Annotated in this window: 16 protein-coding genes and 1 riboswitch; of the genes, 10 read left to right on the forward strand and 6 right to left on the reverse strand. The window is 41.5% G+C overall.

The annotated features are described in order from the left end of the window. Positions 1 to 203: 203 nt before the first annotated feature. Genes AW17_RS15475 through AW17_RS15485 form a run of 3 tightly spaced genes read right to left on the reverse strand, consistent with a single transcriptional unit; the run spans position 204 to position 3,324 of the window. Entirely contained in the window at positions 204 to 818 is a 615-nt protein-coding gene (locus tag AW17_RS15475; protein WP_029277963.1) for a rhomboid family intramembrane serine protease, read from the reverse strand. A 4-nt stretch (positions 819 to 822) separates the two neighbouring features. Further along, positions 823 to 2,562 carry a M14 family metallopeptidase gene (locus tag AW17_RS15480; protein WP_029277965.1) on the reverse strand — a complete coding sequence of 580 codons (1,740 nt, stop codon included), beginning with the start codon at positions 2,560 to 2,562 and terminating at the stop codon, positions 823 to 825. 30 nt (positions 2,563 to 2,592) lie between these two features. Next, positions 2,593 to 3,324 carry a hypothetical protein gene (locus AW17_RS15485; protein ID WP_051691880.1) on the reverse strand — a complete coding sequence of 244 codons (732 nt, stop codon included), beginning with the start codon at positions 3,322 to 3,324 and terminating at the stop codon, positions 2,593 to 2,595. Between the two features lie 61 nt (positions 3,325 to 3,385). On the opposite strand from AW17_RS15485, the gene pepT reads away from it, so the two are divergent. Further along, on the forward strand, positions 3,386 to 4,639 hold the full coding sequence (gene pepT, locus AW17_RS15490) for a peptidase T (protein WP_029277969.1): 1,254 nt from the start codon (positions 3,386 to 3,388) through the stop codon (positions 4,637 to 4,639). A 77-nt stretch (positions 4,640 to 4,716) separates the two neighbouring features. Here the strand turns inward: pepT and AW17_RS15495 are convergent, their stop codons facing one another. Continuing rightward, positions 4,717 to 5,046: a hypothetical protein gene (locus AW17_RS15495; RefSeq protein WP_029277971.1), complete on the reverse strand. Its 330-nt coding sequence runs from the start codon at positions 5,044 to 5,046 to the stop codon at positions 4,717 to 4,719. A 152-nt stretch (positions 5,047 to 5,198) separates the two neighbouring features. Between AW17_RS15495 and AW17_RS15500 the strand changes: the two genes are divergently transcribed. Beyond that, positions 5,199 to 6,065 carry an aldose 1-epimerase family protein gene (locus tag AW17_RS15500; protein WP_029277973.1) on the forward strand — a complete coding sequence of 289 codons (867 nt, stop codon included), beginning with the start codon at positions 5,199 to 5,201 and terminating at the stop codon, positions 6,063 to 6,065. Positions 6,066 to 6,821: 756 nt separating this feature from the next. Next, on the forward strand, positions 6,822 to 7,247 hold the full coding sequence (locus tag AW17_RS15505) for a VOC family protein (RefSeq protein ID WP_029277975.1): 426 nt from the start codon (positions 6,822 to 6,824) through the stop codon (positions 7,245 to 7,247). A 170-nt stretch (positions 7,248 to 7,417) separates the two neighbouring features. On the opposite strand, the gene AW17_RS15510 is transcribed toward AW17_RS15505, so the two are convergent. After that, the gene (locus AW17_RS15510) at positions 7,418 to 8,719 is read right to left on the reverse strand and encodes a leucine-rich repeat-containing protein kinase family protein (protein ID WP_029277978.1); all 1,302 of its coding nucleotides are present in this window, start codon (positions 8,717 to 8,719) and stop codon (positions 7,418 to 7,420) included. Positions 8,720 to 8,769: 50 nt separating this feature from the next. Next, a complete protein-coding gene (locus AW17_RS15515; protein ID WP_029277980.1) occupies positions 8,770 to 10,356 on the reverse strand; it encodes an ABC-F family ATP-binding cassette domain-containing protein in 1,587 nt (528 codons plus the stop codon). Positions 10,357 to 11,208: 852 nt separating this feature from the next. Next, a riboswitch (TPP riboswitch) is annotated at positions 11,209 to 11,297 on the forward strand. Between the two features lie 65 nt (positions 11,298 to 11,362). Between AW17_RS15515 and thiS the strand changes: the two genes are divergently transcribed. From thiS to moeB, 7 genes are read left to right on the forward strand one after another with little or no spacing between them, the layout of a single operon-like run. Next, entirely contained in the window at positions 11,363 to 11,566 is a 204-nt protein-coding gene (thiS, locus tag AW17_RS15520; RefSeq protein ID WP_029277981.1) for a sulfur carrier protein ThiS, read from the forward strand. A gap of 13 nt (positions 11,567 to 11,579) precedes the next feature. After that, entirely contained in the window at positions 11,580 to 13,463 is a 1,884-nt protein-coding gene (gene thiC / locus AW17_RS15525) for a phosphomethylpyrimidine synthase ThiC (RefSeq protein WP_029277982.1), read from the forward strand. 6 nt (positions 13,464 to 13,469) lie between these two features. Continuing rightward, positions 13,470 to 14,087 carry a thiamine phosphate synthase gene (locus AW17_RS15530; RefSeq protein ID WP_051691881.1) on the forward strand — a complete coding sequence of 206 codons (618 nt, stop codon included), beginning with the start codon at positions 13,470 to 13,472 and terminating at the stop codon, positions 14,085 to 14,087. After that, on the forward strand, positions 14,084 to 14,719 hold the full coding sequence (locus tag AW17_RS15535; RefSeq protein WP_029277985.1) for a thiamine phosphate synthase: 636 nt from the start codon (positions 14,084 to 14,086) through the stop codon (positions 14,717 to 14,719). Before AW17_RS15530 ends, AW17_RS15535 begins: the two co-directional genes overlap by 4 nt. Before the next feature lie 11 nt (positions 14,720 to 14,730). Continuing rightward, positions 14,731 to 15,501, forward strand: a complete 771-nt coding sequence (locus tag AW17_RS15540; protein ID WP_029277987.1) for a thiazole synthase — start codon at positions 14,731 to 14,733, stop codon at positions 15,499 to 15,501. Further along, on the forward strand, positions 15,488 to 16,612 hold the full coding sequence (gene thiH / locus AW17_RS15545; RefSeq protein ID WP_029277989.1) for a 2-iminoacetate synthase ThiH: 1,125 nt from the start codon (positions 15,488 to 15,490) through the stop codon (positions 16,610 to 16,612). The genes AW17_RS15540 and thiH overlap by 14 nt, the downstream gene beginning before the upstream one ends. Then, a complete protein-coding gene (gene moeB, locus AW17_RS15550) occupies positions 16,606 to 17,646 on the forward strand; it encodes a HesA/MoeB/ThiF family protein (protein ID WP_029277991.1) in 1,041 nt (346 codons plus the stop codon). Before thiH ends, moeB begins: the two co-directional genes overlap by 7 nt. Positions 17,647 to 17,973: the final 327 nt, after the last annotated feature.

Below are 17,973 nucleotides of genomic sequence, written 5' to 3' on the forward strand. Positions count from 1 at the left end.
AAAACATCTGACTATTAAAAAATTAAGTACATTAAGATGTTTTGTCTAAATGTTGAATACATATTTAAAGTTTTCGATAACCTAACGCGATCGTCATTTCGAGCGGAGTGCAACGAAGTCGAGAACCACGATTGCTCAGCGAAGCTAAATCTATTATAGATCTCTCCATTTCGCTATGCTTCAGTCGAGATGACGAAATTAAACTATCTCCCACCTGTTAACATGGTAATAAAGTTCTGCAAAATGCCCGGAACAAAAATGATGGTAAAGATCAATCCGGTTAAGGCACCAAAAAAGTGTGCATCATGATTGATGTGGTCTCTCGAATTGCGGGAAGCATAAGCACAATAAATTAAATACAAAATCCCAAAAACTACAGCAGGAATCCCGATCGGGATAAACATGATGTAAATTTTAGACATTGGATTAAACAAAATATAGCTAAAAAGCACCGCACTAATCGCTCCGGATGCACCAAGGCTATTGTAGTTAAAATGATCTTTATGTTTAATAACGGTGGGTAGATCACTCAGCACCAGCCCCAGAAAATACAGTAATCCAAACTGCCAGCTCCCCATTAATCTTTCCAGTGTAAAGGCAAAAGCATAAAAGGTAAACATATTAAAAAACAGGTGCATCCAATCTGCATGCACAAGCCCGCTGGTAATCAAGGTATATACATTCTGTCCTTTCGAAACGCTATACGGATGTAGCATAAACTTTCCATAAAGCGAATGATCATAGAAAGCATATAAGCTGGTAATAATGGTAAAAACGAAAATTACGGAGGCAACTGGTGCAATATTGAAGTATTCCATAGGGTTATTTTAAATCAAGTTTTACGTCTGTAACCAAACGGGCTACTGGATATCTATTGTGTGTTTTTTCGTAATAATCAGAATTTTTATATACAAAATCAAGTTGTGCAGCCGCATTCTTCGCAAATTCGGCATCTGAAGCTTTTTTCGCCTCCAGTTTATGCTTCAGCTCTGGATTATTGTTAAGCAGTGCTGTTGCGGTATCTTCAAAAACATATGCCGAATAATGTTCCTTCATGTCCAGAACTGAATCGAAAAAGTTCCAGTTGAAATAAGAATCAGTAGCTTGGGGTTCCAGTGTTTCTACAATATACCGGTTAACAGGCTGGTTAACATAAACCACAAAATCGCCTGCGTAATACTGGAGGTTCTGTTTTAGTGTATTCAATTTTACGGCCGAGTGCAGATAGTGCCCTTCATAGGGCCTTGTTCCGGTTTTAAAATCGCCGATATAATAACTTTCTACTTCAATTTTCTGATCGGTTTTTAGCTCCCTAATTTTAACATTATTCAGTTTAAGCAGGGCAATTACGCGGTCCCAGGCTTTCGGAATAATGTAGGCAACCGGTTTTTGGATAGACACCGCGGGTTCGAACTTATTCCATTCTTTTATGGTTTTAGTGTAAGGTTTACTGCGGTCGTAATATAAACGATCAGCACCGCTTACCGTACTGGGTTTTTGGCCAGCCTCAAAGCCTTTAAAGGTCAGATCGTTTACCTCAGTTTTGTTCAGTTTCCATTCTAAAGGAAATTCCTTTTGTGCAGCCACAAGTTCATCGGCCTTCCGCTTATTCTCCCCAATAACCTTGGCATCGCGTTCTACAAGCTGAATATAGGTTTGCAAAAGCTTGTAAGTGGCATCCACACGCAAATCGTATGCCTTTAGCATATGCGTTTCGGGCATAAAACCTATGGTGTTGTGCAGCGTGGTATATCCGGTAGAATAACGTGGGGGATCTATAAATCCGGTTATTCCGCTTTCAGGCGTTTCATCTATCGAGTTTACATAGGGAATCATCGGGTAACCCATCTTCTCCATTCCCTTATATAGATCAGGTACCAATGTTTTAGTTAAATAACCCGAAAGAATCGGGTTCAGCTTATCTTTTTGTGTAGGGATAAGCGTCATTACATATTGATAATCGGCACCATTGCTGGTGTGCGTATCTACAAATATTTCGGGCTGCCAGGTATTAAAAATGAGTTGAAACGCTGCTGAATTTTTCGAATCGGTTTTAATGAAATCACGGTTCAGATCGAGGTTCTTGCTATTGCCCCTAAAACCGTAAGCAACCGGTCCGTTCTGGTTGGCCCTTGATGTTCCACTACGGTTAAAACTGCCATCTATATTGTACAGGGGAATAATGCAGATCACTACATTTTTTGGCAGTTTACCTGCCTTAAGCAGATCGCGGGCAAGCATCATCGATGCATCCACCCCCTCTGGTTCGCCCGGATGAATGCCGTTGTTGATCAATAAAATCCTTTTATTCTGTTTTCTAATCTCTGAAGGATCAAAAACCCGATCGCGCGACAAAACCAATACATGCAAAGGTTTGCCAAAATCCGTACTTCCATAGCTGAACAATTTGGCCTGTGGATAGGTCTTAATTAGGTTTTCGTAATAGGTTATAGCAGCAGCGTAAGTGGAGGTTTCAATTTTTCCGCTCAGCTCGAAAGGTGTTTTTTGTGCAGCAGCTTTTAATCTCATCGAAAGCAAACAAAACACAAAGAATTTTTTCATGCCTTAAATCTAAGAAATGAAATGATGTTATTAAAGGGTTTTACGATAAGGTTTAATCGTTCCAAACATATATTTAAAACCTATGGTGTAAACGTTGTAAACATCCGGCGAATAGTTCGCGAACCTGCCGCTCGAATCGTTATAACCATCCAAACCTTCGCCAAAAGTATAGTTCGATTGTGCATTAATATTGATAACGTACCTCATATAGCCATAACCATCGTTAATGTAATAGTTAAAACCGAAGTTTAAGGGTACCGCCATATTAAGGCTTTTATCTTTTCCAGGAAAAGGTCCATAACCAGGATCGTATGCTGCCCAGCTTGGTTTATACCGCACAATATCGGTAATCTTGTTGTTAACTACCCCAATACCCAAACCCACATACAAACCCCTTAGATTGTATAAAAACTCGCTTTTATCATAGTTCACCACCTCACCAAGCATTAGCTTTACATTGGCTGTAATGGCGGTATATTTGTTTACAAACTGACGGTTGTGCGGATCGGTTTCAATATTACCACCCTGAATCCTGCCATACTGCCCTTCTAAACCCAGGGTTACAAACGGCGTGATATGATAATCGATTACGCCATAGGCCGTGTAACCAAAACTTCCTTTGTACACATCGGTGTAAGATTTGTTTATTCCTCCACCAAAGCCATACGACATTTTAAAAAAATTAGATTGAGCAAAAGAAAAACTTCCTATAAAAACAAGCAGAAGGGTTATGTAAGTAGTTCTCAGCAGATTAAAAATCATATTATTTTTTTTACAAAAATAATATAGTTTATCGAATATCTATAACTTTTACCTTTGAATTATGAGCACATACACCAACTTTAACAAATCTCTGGAGCAGCGGTTTATAAAATATGCGAAGATTGACACCCAATCTGATCCAAATTCTCCAACTTGTCCATCAACCCTAAAACAAAAAAAATTAGGTAAAGAATTGGCTCAGGAACTGTTAGAAATTGGCGTTACTGATGCCGAAATGGATGATAATGGCTATGTGTACGGCACAATCCCTTCAAATACAAACAAGCAGTTGCCCGTAATTTTCTTCTGTTCGCACATGGATACCTCGCCAGATTGTAGCGGTGAAAATGTTAAACCGATTATTCATGACAATTATCAAGGACAGGACTTAATTCTGCCAGATGACAACAATATTATAATAAAATTGTCTGAACACAAAGACTTAAAGCACCAGATTGGCAACAATATTATCACGGCAAGTGGAACAACTTTATTAGGTGCCGATAATAAAGCAGGGTTAGCAGAAATTATGGAAGCGGCTACCTTTTTAATGCGCAATCCTGATGTAAAACACGGAACCATAAAGCTACTTTTTACCCCTGATGAAGAAATAGGCCGCGGCGTAGACAAGGTCGATTTAAAGAAATTAGGTGCCGATTTTGGTTATACCGTAGATGGAGAAACACTGGGTTCAATCGAAGATGAAACTTTTTCTGCTGATGGCGCCACCCTTAAAATTTATGGCGTAAGCACTCATCCGGGCTTTGCCAAAGGAAAAATGGAAAGCGCCATTAAGATCCTTGCTGAAATTTTAGATTCACTGCCAAAAGATACACTCACACCAGAAGCTACACATCAAAAAGAAGGATTTATCCACCCCGTAAGTATGAACGGACAGGTAGAAGAAGCAGAAGCACAGTTTATCATCAGAGATTTTACCGATGAAAAACTAGCCGCACATGGGCAGTTTTTAGAAGAAACCGTAAAAAAGGTGATGGTTAAATACCCAAAGTCTACCTATAAAATTAATATTAAAGCACAGTACCGCAACATGAAACAGGTGTTGGATCAGCATCCTAAAATTGTACAATACGGAATTGAAGCCATTGAACGAGCAGGTGTGGTGGCAAAACAACAAAGTATTCGTGGCGGAACCGATGGCTCGCGACTTTCTTACATGGGCTTACCTTGCCCCAATATTTTTGCCGGAGAACACGCTTTTCATAGCAAACAAGAATGGGTAAGTGTGCAGGATATGGAAAAAGCGGTACAAACCATTATTAACATCGCCTGTATCTGGGAAGAGAAGGGGTAGTTATATCAGTTTGGGAGCTGGCAGTTTTGAGTTCGGAGCCGTATCCAACTCCAAACGCCCAACTCCAGACTCCAAACTCAATAGGAGGCTTGTCCAATATCCAACCTCGCTATTTTTCCTTCTTTGTTTACCTTAAATTTAAAGCAGGTTTTAAAATCACCCCATTGGTCGGAGTGGAAGTGACCATATACCTCCAATCCGTTGTTTTCAACTTTATCTATACTGGTAAAACGCTCATGTCCCAGCGCTTTCTTAAAGAAGTTATTAAATTTCATCTGGTTTCCGTCGTCGTAAAAGGCAACATCGATAGCAAATAAAGGAAACCACGTTTTTTCATCGCCTTTTTGCAATGCGGTAATAGCGGCCTTCACTTTTGCATTTGATAATTTTGTTAAATCTATCGCCATGGGTTTCTGATTTTATTTTAAGCGAAAGTAAATGCGCGGGTAATAAAATAAATAGTGCTTTAAGCTTTTCATTTGCTTAAGCTTTAAGTAGTAATCAAAATTAATAAAAAAGATATTTTTAAAGTACATCTTTTTGTTAATTTAGATTGCAAATGATAACTCTCGAGAACGATTATATAAAAGTTAGCCTGGCGGCTAAAGGCGCAGAACTTCAAGGCTTATTTAGTAAAGAAACCAAGCTGGAATATTTATGGAATGCCAATTCTAAATATTGGGCAAAACACAGTCCGGTTCTATTTCCTATTGTTGGCTCATTAAAAAACAACAGTTTTACTTACCAAGGTAAAAGCTATGAGCTACCACGCCATGGTTTCGCCCGCGATCATGTTTTTAATTTCGAAAAAATAAGTGAAACTGAAGCTGTTTTTACTTTAACCCAAAATGAAGATACCTTAAAAGTATATCCTTTTTATTTCGAACTGAAACTGAGGTATCAATTAATAGATAGAAAGCTGAGCTTAACTTACGAGGTAAAAAACACCGGTACTGCCGAGCTTTTATTTTCAATTGGTGCGCACCCGGCATTTGCGGTACCCAATACCCCCAATACCGTTTACGAAGATTATTATCTTGCTTTTAATAGCGATGAGAAATTAACTTTCTGGAAACTGGAAGATGGCTTAGTAGCCGACGAAACGGAGCTCATTGAACTGGGTGGCCACAGGTTAAACCTTAAACATGATTTGTTTTATAACGATGCACTGGTTTTTAAAACCCTTCAAAGCAACTGCATCAGCTTGCTCAACAACAAAAACGATTATGGATTACATTTCCATTTCGATGATTTCCCTTTCTTTGGCATTTGGGCTGCTACCGATGCCCCTTTTATTTGTTTAGAGCCATGGTGCGGAGTGGCCGATGGCGTTAACCACGATCAGGAATTAACACGCAAAGAGGGTATAGTAAAACTTGGTATAGGCGAAAACTGGTCGCGGTTTTGGGAAGTAGAGTGTTTCTAGATGGGTTATTGCTTATAGTTGGATACAAAATAAGTTGGCTATCGGTAGTTTTTTACGAACACTTGCTTTTGCCCTCTCTATGTTTGCCTTTGCAAATTACAGGGGCCCCTTTAATTATTCTGTTTGTAGTATTGCCTCCAGTTTGTTGCTGGCAACATTACCCGCTTATAAATGGCGTATTGAAGCAAGCAAATAATTATGCACATTAAAATTTCTGTTATCGCGTTGTAGTGAAAACCACTACCCATAAAGGGGTATTTTTACCTTTTAATTTGATGTTAACATGTTGATATCTATATTTATAATGTTAAAATTAAATCAACGGGACGATTTAGATTAAAACGCGAAACCTTTCAGCAATGAAAGGTTTTTTTTTACAAAAAAAACACGCCCTCAAAAGAGGTCGTGTTTACTCAAATCTAAAATTATTTTGAGACGATTGAGAATTATTTCAATAAATGTTTAATCCCCTGATACAAATATGAAAAAGATACAGGATTTATTTCCGTTCAGTTTTATTCATCTGTAAAAGAACAACTTATCCAAAAACGACAATAAAATGAATAAAACATTTCAGTCTATTTAAAACAGTTTTTTCTCAAGTTTGGCACCCGAGTTAAGGTTATCGCAACAAGGTGGAACCATACAAGTTTATTAATTTGACGATGTCAAAAACGCCCTTACATTTGTCTCAAGTACACCCATTTTATCATTAAAAGGTGCAGTAACTTAGTTGTAAACAAAATAAATAAGATTATGGCAACCATGCACCCTTACTTAAACTTCGACGGCAAGGCCGAAGAAGCTTTTAATTTTTATAAATCGGTTTTTGGAGGAGAATTTACCTTCTTTGCAAAAATGGGCGATGCGCCCGAATCGGATAAATTAACCGACGAGGAAAAAAACCGTGTAATGCACGTAGCCCTACCCATTAATGAGCATACGGTTTTAATGGCGTCAGACTGTGTACCTTCGGCAGGGCATATACTTAAAGAAGGCAACAACATGTACATTAACCTCAATGCCGAGAGCCGCGAAGATGCCGACCGCCTATTTAACGGCCTTTCAGCAGGTGGCATCATCGAAATGCCAATGGATGATATGTTCTGGGGCGATTACTTTGGGAGTTTTAAAGACCGGTTCGGTATCCAATGGATGGTTAATTTTAGTAATGCTAAATAATTTGATAGGCTGCGAGGAATCGTCCTTGCGAGAAGGCTCTTTCAGCCGACGAAGCAATCTTTATCGCAAGTTAGAAAGATTGCTTCGTCGTTCCTCCTCGCAAGGACGACCCATCTATTAGAAGCTGGCATTGATAGCCTCCAATTTTCATTGGAGGCTAATTTTTGCAGTTAAATATTAGCCAGTGCCTTAACCAAATCCTGAAAACCAGGCCTGTTTAATGGTGATGCAACTAAGCAGGCGTCTCTTAAGGTACCCAAAGCATTCGAACACGTTTCGCTTACCGTTTCGTTTTTTAACGAAAGTAAATCATCGAGCAGGTAACCATAAGCACTAACTTCTATCCGCTCTAAAGCGGTGGCAAGTGTAACATCAGCCTGATCATAAAAACTTGCAGCACCAAAATCGCCGAACAAAGTACTGCCCTCATCATCAATCAGGATATTGTGTGCATATAAATCGCCATGCATAATCCCAGCCTCGTGCAATTGCGCGGCTAAGGAGGCAATGGTTTTGGCGATACTCAGCAACTGTTTTTCTGACAGCTGCATATCTGTAGGAAAAATATCCCTGGTGCAGCTCTCTAAACTCGGCGGATTACCCAGGTTATAAAAATGATGAGGAATGAGGTCCATCACCAGTCCTTTTTTATCCTCTGGGTGCAGGGCAATCTGTCCGATTAAATTAACCAAACCGGGGTGGTAACCCGCAGCAATGTAGGCCGTCATTTCATCTTCCGGCAAGCCATCGCTGGTTACATTGCCCTTAAATAATTTAACGGCTACCTCTTGGGTTTCATCACCAATAGTCCGGTTTGCTTTCGAAATAATACCCGAAGCGCCTTCACCCAATAAATGGTTAATCTCTAAATCGTGCCAATTAATTAACGAAAGTGTTTCTACTGCAGGAGTTTTACTAAAGTTGTTTCCGGAAAATGCAATCCACGAAAGTTTAGGCATCATGGCAATCCATTGGGGCAGCTCATGCAGTTTATTAGCGGCAATCCGCAGCAACGATAAATTTTGGCAATTGCTTAATTCATTGGGCAATTGCACCAAACGGTTACCCGATAACATCAGCTTTTGCATCCGCGTACACTGCCCAATTTCTTTTGGTAATTCGGCAATGTTGTTGTTTGTTAAAATCAGCCAGCGGAGATTAGGATTCAGCGATTTTGCAGGCACCGTTTTAATCTGGTTAGATTTAAAACCTACAATATCCAGCAAAGGGCAGTCGGCCAATTGCTCAGGCATAACCGTGAAAAGGTTTTCTGAACAGAAGAAAATCTTCAATTTCTTTAAACGGCCAAAATCTGCCGGTAATGCACTTAATTTATTAAAAGATAAATCCAGCACTTCCAAAGTATCGGCCAACCCGAATATTTCGTTTGGAAACTCGGTTAGGTTTTCAGAAATTTTTAACGATACTGCTCCTTTAAGTTCGCCACTTTGTAGTGCTAACAGGTTTTGCATAGTATGCTGGTTTTAATAATTTGGAACGAAGATAAGGCTATATATTTATTTTAAAGATCAATGCTATGTTCCACATAAATTTGGTTAAGAAAATATTCATCGTGCGATATGACTAAAAGCGTTCCCTGGTATTCGTTAATCGCTGCTGTTAAAATTTCTACATTCTGGATATCGAGGTTATTGGTAGGCTCATCCAATATAATCAGGTCGGGCGATTGGTTGCTGATGGTTAACGAACAAAGAATCAACCGCATTTTCTCACCGCCACTTAAGGCCGAACAAGGTTTGTCCCAATCGGTTTTACCAAACAAAAACCGGTTTAAACGGATTTTCACTTCATGCTCCTGCAATGCGCCCAAGTTGTATTGCTGGGCCTGTTCGTAAACTGTAAGTTGATTATCGATCAACGAATAATCCTGGTCAATGTACATAGCGCTAATGCCTGTTTTGTTTAAACTTCCCACCGAGGGCTGCAGCTGCCCCAAAACAAGCTTGATCAAGGTGGTTTTGCCCGATCCGTTCCGGCCCTTTATCACATAACGCTCAGCACTAAAAATCTGAAAACTAAGCGGTTCCTTCCAAAGTAGTTGATCCTGAAAAGCAAAATTGACCTCCTTAGCCTCAACAATACTTTTCCCTTTGTGCAGCCTGCCTTGATTGAAACCGATCTTCATTTTGTCTGCATCAGGCAGCACAGACCTGAGCAGGCTTAATTCAGCAGAAATATGATCGAGCTTTTCGGTATGCACAGCCTTTAATTTTGCTGTACTTTTTTCTGCATTATTTTTTAACGTATTCATCGAAATGGTCGGCAATCCAGCTTTTTCTTGTTTTTTCTTCCCTTTGGCATCAAGCTTCTGTTGCCGCTCTATCGATTCCCGCTCCACTTCTTTGGCCTTGCGCAGTGCTTTTTCCTTTGCTTTTAAATCATTGTTCAAAGCAGTGTTTTCAATTTTCTTTTGCGCAGTATAGAAATCGTAATTTCCGCCATAAATGGTTATTCCCCGCTGACTTAGCTCGCAAACTTTCTCAATCTGGTTCAATAAAGTACGGTCGTGACTCACCACAACCAAAGTATTCCTGGTCAATCGGATATAATCGTACAACCTGTTTCTGCCTTCCAGATCCAAATGATTGGTCGGTTCATCCATCAAAACAATATCCGGACGGTGTATCGCGATGCCAGCCAAAAATACGCTGGTTTTTTGTCCCCCGCTTAAACTTTCCATTTTTTGGTTTAAGTCTAAACCCTCCAATCGCCAATAACTCAAAGCTTCCGCGCAACGTTCCTCAATGGTCCAGTCATCGTTGAGTATAGTCAAATTTTCGTCGGTTACTTCTCCGTTGAGGATTTCGTTCAGCGCTTTTAGTTTATCTTCAATCCTGAGTGCCTGCGCAACGGTAAAATCATTAAATTGACCAAAAAGCTGTGGCACATAATAAGGCACCGATTCCGTTTTAACATAGCCGGCAGTTGGCCTGAGTTTACCCGACAAAATTTTTAAAAGCGTCGATTTCCCTGTCCCATTATGGCCAATGAGTGCAATTTTTTCGTATTTGTTGATGGTAAGATTTAAGTCTGAAAACAGTAGATCCCCATTGGGATGGATATAGCTAGCCCCTTGTAGAATAAGCATAAATTTCTTTTTTTATTGTAAATAATTGCAGGAACGGAACTGCTCTGCTGGTTATCTATTTTCTGAAAAGAAATGAATCTTACATGTATGGGGTGATCTGGTGATGCTGCAAAGGTAAAGATTTTTTGCGTTTTGCAAAAGGCGGTTGGTGTGGATTGGTTAATTAGTCTTTAGTCCGAAGTCGGTAGTTTGAGGCGCGAAGTGAGTTTGTATTGCGCAGAGTTGAAAGTGAAGGATCTTTTTAATTAACCAAAGACATAGAAGATCATACAAGCTCAATAGCTTTATATTTTCTTAAATCCTTTAAATGGTAAAAAACTTTACGCCCAGCTCTGCAACCTTTGCGCCTTCACTCTGTTCCTTTGCGGTTAAAAAATATGGAAGATGGATGATGGGAAGGGTTATGTCTGAAGTCATGAGTCGAACAACGTGTCATTCACCAATATTTTTATTGAACCATATAAGACATAGAAGGTTCATATAAGCTCAAGGATCTTATATTTTCTTACATTCCTTAAACGGCAAAGAACTTTACGCCTAGCTCTGCGGCCTTTGCGCCTTCTCTTTGTGCCCTCTGCGGTTAAAAAAAAAGATGGATGAGGGAGTTTAGTCGGGAGTCTGGGGATCGAAGATTGAGTGGTGAAAATTTTGTTTTAATCGTCCCAATTGTCATCCTGAAAGCATTGAAGGATCTTTTTCCGATGTTACACCTAATTAGTAAAGATCCTTCGTTACACTCAGGATGACAATTTTGTGCTCTTCTACCCCTATCTCTATATTATCGATAGCTCTTTATAGATTTTATCTATATAAATTTAAATTTGCATTAGAAATTTAATCGCATATATTTACAAAAAACTTTAGGGGTGCCTACGTGCTGAGAAATACCCTTTGAACCTGATGCAGTTAGTACTGCCGAAGGGAAAAGTGAAAGCAATCTTACATTGCTGTCTTTTCGATCTCCATTTTGGGGCAATCTCTATAGTTTTTCCAATTTTTTTAAAATATGGAAGTAACTATAAACAATCAAAACTATCTGCTCAACGAAGCCTGTTCCATTGAACAGATGCTTGCTGTTGTCATTTCAACCGAAACAAACGGCCTTGCCATTGCCGTAAACCAAACTATTATTCCCAAATCAGACTGGGCAACCCATGTATTAAATCCAGCCGATCAGGTTATACTCATAAAAGCCACTCAAGGCGGATAAAACAGCTACCAATATGAAACAAGAAAAAACACCGAACCAAGAGGTGATCAGCCGCAGTCCTTTTCCAGCCTCACGCAAAATCTTTGTACCTGGAAAAATCCACGATATCCAGGTGGCCATGCGCGAAATCAGTTTATCGGAAACCAAAATCCATAATGGATTTGGATTAACCGAGCCTAATCCGCCTGTTACGGTTTACGATACCAGCGGACCCTATACCGATCCTAATGCTGTTATTGATGTAAAAAAAGGCTTACCACGCCTAAGGGAACAATGGATAAAAGACAGGCTTGATGTGGTAGAACTTGCTGAACTATCTTCTGCTTACGGACAACAGCGCCTGGCCGATGAGAAGCTTGATGCCCTGCGCTTTAACTTCACCAACAAACCTTATAAAGCTCAGGCCAGGGCCAATGTATCTCAAATGCATTATGCCAAAAAAGGCATCATTACGGCCGAAATGGAATATATCGCCATTAGGGAAAACCAACAGATCGAACTGTTAAATGCGCAATTGGGCGATCAGCACGATGTAATGAACCACCAGCACCAGGGCAATAGCTTTGGCGCAAATACGCCAAAAGGCTACATCACACCCGAATTTGTAAGGGCTGAGGTAGCAGCTGGAAGGGCGGTAATTCCCTGCAACATCAATCACCCCGAACTCGAGCCCATGATTATTGGCCGAAACTTTCTGGTAAAAATTAACGCCAATATCGGTAACTCGGCCGTAACCTCTACCATCGAAGAAGAAGTAGAAAAAGCCGTTTGGGCCTGCCGTTGGGGAGCCGATACCATTATGGATTTATCAACAGGGAAAAATATCCACGAAACCCGCGAATGGATTATCCGCAATTCGCCTGTGCCCATTGGTACCGTTCCTATTTATCAGGCTTTAGAAAAAGTAAACGGAAAAGCCGAAGACCTTACCTGGGAAATTTTCCGCGATACGTTGATTGAGCAGGCAGAACAGGGCGTAGATTATTTTACCATCCATGCCGGTGTGCTGCTCCGTTATGTGCCTTTAACCGCTAAAAGGATTACAGGTATTGTTTCGCGGGGCGGATCTATTATGGCCAAATGGTGCCTGGCCCATCACAAAGAAAACTTTCTGTACACTCATTTTGAGGAGATCTGCGAAATTATGAAAGCGTATGATGTGGCCTTTTCATTAGGCGATGGTTTGAGGCCCGGCTGTATTGCCGATGCAAATGATGCCGCACAGTTTTCGGAGCTCGAAACGCTTGGCGAACTCACCAAGATAGCCTGGAAACACGATGTACAAACGATTATAGAAGGCCCTGGGCATGTACCCATGCACCTGATCAAAGCCAATATGGAAAAACAGCTCGACCATTGCGGCGAAGCACCATTTTACACTTTAGGCCCGCTAACGATCGATATTGCGCCAGGTTACGACCACATTACCTCAGCCATTGGCGCTGCCATGATCGGCTGGTTTGGCACAGCAATGCTCTGTTATGTAACCCCGAAAGAACATTTGGGCCTGCCAAACAAAAAAGATGTTAAAGACGGTGTAATTACCTATAAAATTGCCGCCCATGCTGCCGATTTGGCCAAAGGACACCCAGGTGCGCAATACCGTGACAATGCTTTAAGCAAGGCCAGGTTCGAATTTAGGTGGGAAGATCAGTTCAACCTCTCACTCGATCCCGATACCGCAAAAGAATTTCATGATGAAACCTTACCTGCAGAGGGTGCCAAGATTGCACATTTCTGTTCCATGTGCGGCCCGAATTTCTGCTCGATGAAAATTACGCAGGATGTGAGGGAATATGCCGCAAAACAAGGTGTGGAGGCAGAAGATGCTTTAGCACAGGGCATGCAGGAAAAATCGAAAGAGTTTACCCAAAAAGGAAGCGAAATTTATTCTTAAACCGCTATGGAACTGATTGTAATTGCCAAGCCGACCGTTTTTAAGGAAGAATGCCATCTTGTAAATCAGCTTTTCGAAGCCGGTTTACAGATTTTTCATTTACGAAAAGAAAATGCAGATGAGGCCGATTACCGTAAAATTGTGGAAGGGATTTTACCAGAATACCATCCCCGCATTGCTTTACACCATTTCCATATACTGGCAAACGATTATAACATTCATAGAATCCACCATACTGAAAGCTTTAGAAAAAATATTACGCTCAATACCCTGCCGCCGCAAAAGCATATATGGAGCACATCTATTCATCAGTTATCAGATATAGATCGCATTAGACCATACCATTACAGTTTTTACGGCCCGGTATTCAATAGCCTCTCCAAACCAGGTTACATGGGGATTATCCCTCCCGGTTTTCGGTTAAACAAGCCTAACAGCAATACCAAATTAATCGCTTTGGGTGGCATTGGCCTCAACCAGATCGATTGGGTAAAAGAAATGAATTTCGATGGTATTGCACTATTGGGCTGCATCTGGAACGATCCCGCTCAAGCTTTAATCAATTTTAAAAAAGCACAACAACATTGCCTTGCTTACCATCAACCGTTAAAAACATCAATATGATTCAGCCCTTACAATATATCTCGCAAGCACCTCAAACAGGTACCCATTTAGATGCCATTGAGCAGGTGCTCCAAGCTGGCGGAAAATGGATCCAGCTGCGCATTAAAAACCAGGCCGAAAGCGAAGTATTGCCTTTTGCAAAAGCCGCGCAGGCCTTATGCGATAAGTATGGCGCCAAACTTATCGTAAACGATTTTCCGCACCTGGCAAAAGCCGTAAATAGTTATGGTGTACACCTGGGCCTGCAGGATATGCCTATTCTGGAAGCCAGAAAAATTATCGGCAAACACCAGATCATCGGCGGCACGGCCAATACTTTCGAGCATATACAACAAAGGGTAGCAGAGGGTGCCGATTATATTGGCCTTGGCCCCTTTAGGTTTACCCGGACCAAAGAAAACCTCAGCCCGGTTGTGGGCTTAGCAGGCTACCACAAACTCATGGAAAAAGTGCGAAAAGCTGGAATCAGCACGCCCATTATCGCCATAGGTGGCATAGAAGCCGCTGATATTCCGGCTATACTCGAAACCGGAATTTACGGAATTGCCATCTCGGCGGCGCTCACCAACCAAACACAAACGGCTGCGGTTCTTGAAGAAATCAACAGCAAGTTCAGTATTTATTCGATTTAAAAATTACAGATATGTTAACCATAGCAGATCAAACCTTTAGCTCTCGCCTCTTTACCGGCACCGGAAAATTTAGCTCTGCCAAAGAGATGGAAAGTGCCTTAATTGCCTCGGCCTCCGAACTGGTTACCGTAGCGCTCAAACGTGTAGATTTAAAAGACAAGGATGACGATATCCTTCATCACCTTAAATATCCGCACATCAATTTATTGCCCAATACTTCTGGTGTGCGCAATGCAAAAGAAGCCGTTTTTGCCGCTCAGCTGGCACGTGAAGCCTTAGAAACCAACTGGATCAAACTGGAAATCCACCCAGATCCGAAATACCTCATGCCAGATCCGATCGAAACCTTAAAAGCCACTGAAGAACTGGTTAAACTCGGTTTTGTGGTTTTGCCTTATATCCATGCCGACCCGGTTTTATGTAAACGTTTGGAAGATGTGGGCACGGCAGCAGTAATGCCGCTGGGCTCCCCAATTGGCAGTAACAAGGGATTAAGAACGATCGATTTTTTAGAGATTATCATCAGCCAGAGCAGGGTCCCGGTCATTATTGATGCCGGGATAGGTGCGCCATCTGATGCGGCCAAAGCCATGGAAATTGGTGCTGATGCCGTTCTGGTGAACACCGCCATTGCCATAGCCAAAGATCCGACCAATATGGCTATTGCCTTTAAAATGGCTGTAGAAGCCGGCAGGATGGCTTTCGAGTCTAAACTAGGTGCCCAAACACACTATGCTGCAGCAAGCAGTCCACTAACCGCATTTTTAGATGGAGAGTTTTAACGAGGTATTCGAATCCCACAATTGGGACGATACCAGGGCCAGTATTTACGATAAAACAGCTGCAGATGTAGAACGGGCATTGCGCAATACACAGCGCGATCTGGAAGATTTTAAATCACTTATTTCTCCCGCAGCGCTGCCTTATCTCGAAGATATGGCGCAGATCAGTCAGCGATTAACTTTAGATCGTTTTGGCAGGGTAATCCAGATGTATATCCCGCTTTACCTTTCCAACGAATGCAATAATATCTGTACCTATTGTGGTTTCAGCTACGATAATAAAGTAAGGCGCAGAACACTCAACCCAATGGAAATTATGCAGGAAGTGGCCGTAATCAAGGGTATGGGTTACGACCATGTGCTGCTGGTAACCGGCGAGGCCAACCAGAGTGTACACACCGATTACTTTAAAAAAGTACTAGACCTCATCAGTCCACATTTTGCCCATATATCCATGGAGGTGCAGCCTTTGGATGTAGCCGATTATGAAACCCTTATTCCGCACGGGCTAAATACGGTATTGGTTTACCAGGAAACCTACCATCAGGATGATTACCGAAAACACCATCCAAAAGGCAAAAAATCGAATTTTTTATACCGCTTAGAAACGCCTGACCGTTTGGGGCAGGCAGGAATCCATAAAATGGGGCTTGGCGTATTAATCGGCTTGGAAGACTGGCGTACAGATTCATTTTTTACGGCCCTGCATCTCTCTTATCTCGAAAAACAATATTGGCAAAGCAAATTCAGCATTTCTTTCCCCAGGCTACGGCCTTTTAGCGGCGGCTTAGAGCCTAAAGTAGTGATGAACGATAAAGAATTGGTGCAACTGATCTGTGCTTACCGCTTATTCAACAGTGAAGTAGAGCTGTCTATTTCTACCCGCGAAACTGTAGCTTTCAGAAACCAGGTGATTAAGTTGGGCATTACCGCCATTAGTGCGGGTTCTAAAACCAATCCCGGTGGTTATCAGGTAGAACCGCAATCCTTAGAGCAGTTCGAAATATCTGACGAACGTTCGGCGCAGGAAATTGCGGCCATGATCAGAAAACAGGGTTATGAGCCTATTTGGAAAGATTGGGATATGAGTTTGATCCAAAAATCATGTTAATAAAAGAAGAACTGAGCCGTTACAACAGGCAGATGATCCTGCCCGAACTGGGCCTCACCGGACAGGAAAAGCTAAAAGCCGCCAAAGTATTGGTTATCGGCGCAGGTGGTTTAGGTTGCCCGGTATTGCAGTATTTGGCCGCAGCGGGCATAGGAACAATCGGAATTGTAGATGATGATGTGGTAGAATTGAGCAACCTGCACCGGCAAATTTTATATAATCATACCGATATTGGGCAACCTAAAGCAAAAATTGCCGCTGAAAAACTCCAATTGCTTAATCCGCATGTGGGCTTCAGCGCCTATCACGAACGTTTTAGGGCTGATAATGCGGTAAATATTTGCCAGGATTATGACCTGGTGATCGATTGTTCGGATAATTTTACCACCCGCTACCTGGTGAACGATACCTGTGTGGCTTTAGGCAAAACACTTATTTTCGGTTCTATTTTACAGTTTGAAGGTCAGGTTGCGGTATTTAACCACCAGGGCGGTGCAAACTATAGAGACCTCTATGCAACACCGCCAACCGAAAATATTAACTGCGCTGAGGGCGGGGTAATTGGGATACTACCGGGCATCATCGGTCTATATATGGCCAATGAAGCCCTAAAATTAATCTGCGGCATTGGCGAAACACTTGCGGGCAAACTGATGACCGTTAATGCATTGAACAATGCTGTGCTGGTATTTAAAATCGCCTCAGAAAAACCAGCTAATACCGCAAAACCAGGACCCGACAAAACCGATAAAGCCGTACCAGAAATCGATAGCACAACATTAGATCGCTGGCTGGAAACCAATGCTGATGAAGTTTTTTTAATTGATGTACGCGAGGGTTACGAACACGAAGACGGCAATATTGGAGGCATCAACCTTTCACTATACGAACTCAGGGAGTCGCTTGCAGCTATCCCAAAAAACAAAAAAGTAGTGTGTTATTGCCAAACCGGGCAAAGAAGCAAAATGGCAGTACAGTTATTGGTGGGGGTTTATGAAGGAGAAGTATATAGTTTGAAGGAGGGGGTTACTTAGTTCATTTGTTGGTTTATTCGGTCAATTGGCTTCCGATTTCGGCCTAAAAATTCCATCTCCCATTATCATTTTCCATATTTTTAACCACAGAGGGCACAAAGAAAAGGCGCAGAGGCCGCAGAGTTGGGCGTAAAAAGTAGTTGTCATTCTCTCGCAGGAGGGAACCACGCAGTGCTCAGCGAAGCTAATCTTAAAGCATACCACCATTTAAGGAATATAAGAAAATATAAGACCCTTGAGCTTATATGAAACTCCTATGTCTTACATGGTTCAAAATACACGACTCCGGACTGAAAATTCCATCATCATTTTCCATATTTTTAACCA

The organism is Pedobacter borealis DSM 19626 (assembly GCF_000708285.2).
Taxonomy (GTDB): Bacteria; Bacteroidota; Bacteroidia; order Sphingobacteriales; family Sphingobacteriaceae; genus Pedobacter; species Pedobacter borealis.

Coding starts and splice junctions, on each gene's coding strand:
- AW17_RS15475 (WP_029277963.1), bottom strand. CDS start 818: ATGGAATACTTCAATATTGCACCAGTTGCCTCCGTAATTTTCGTTTTT.
- AW17_RS15480 (WP_029277965.1), bottom strand. CDS start 2,562: ATGAAAAAATTCTTTGTGTTTTGTTTGCTTTCGATGAGATTAAAAGCT.
- AW17_RS15485 (WP_051691880.1), bottom strand. CDS start 3,324: ATGATTTTTAATCTGCTGAGAACTACTTACATAACCCTTCTGCTTGTT.
- pepT (WP_029277969.1), top strand. CDS start 3,386: ATGAGCACATACACCAACTTTAACAAATCTCTGGAGCAGCGGTTTATA.
- AW17_RS15495 (WP_029277971.1), bottom strand. CDS start 5,046: ATGGCGATAGATTTAACAAAATTATCAAATGCAAAAGTGAAGGCCGCT.
- AW17_RS15500 (WP_029277973.1), top strand. CDS start 5,199: ATGATAACTCTCGAGAACGATTATATAAAAGTTAGCCTGGCGGCTAAA.
- AW17_RS15505 (WP_029277975.1), top strand. CDS start 6,822: ATGGCAACCATGCACCCTTACTTAAACTTCGACGGCAAGGCCGAAGAA.
- AW17_RS15510 (WP_029277978.1), bottom strand. CDS start 8,719: ATGCAAAACCTGTTAGCACTACAAAGTGGCGAACTTAAAGGAGCAGTA.
- AW17_RS15515 (WP_029277980.1), bottom strand. CDS start 10,356: ATGCTTATTCTACAAGGGGCTAGCTATATCCATCCCAATGGGGATCTA.
- thiS (WP_029277981.1), top strand. CDS start 11,363: ATGGAAGTAACTATAAACAATCAAAACTATCTGCTCAACGAAGCCTGT.
- thiC (WP_029277982.1), top strand. CDS start 11,580: ATGAAACAAGAAAAAACACCGAACCAAGAGGTGATCAGCCGCAGTCCT.
- AW17_RS15530 (WP_051691881.1), top strand. CDS start 13,470: ATGGAACTGATTGTAATTGCCAAGCCGACCGTTTTTAAGGAAGAATGC.
- AW17_RS15535 (WP_029277985.1), top strand. CDS start 14,084: ATGATTCAGCCCTTACAATATATCTCGCAAGCACCTCAAACAGGTACC.
- AW17_RS15540 (WP_029277987.1), top strand. CDS start 14,731: ATGTTAACCATAGCAGATCAAACCTTTAGCTCTCGCCTCTTTACCGGC.
- thiH (WP_029277989.1), top strand. CDS start 15,488: ATGGAGAGTTTTAACGAGGTATTCGAATCCCACAATTGGGACGATACC.
- moeB (WP_029277991.1), top strand. CDS start 16,606: ATGTTAATAAAAGAAGAACTGAGCCGTTACAACAGGCAGATGATCCTG.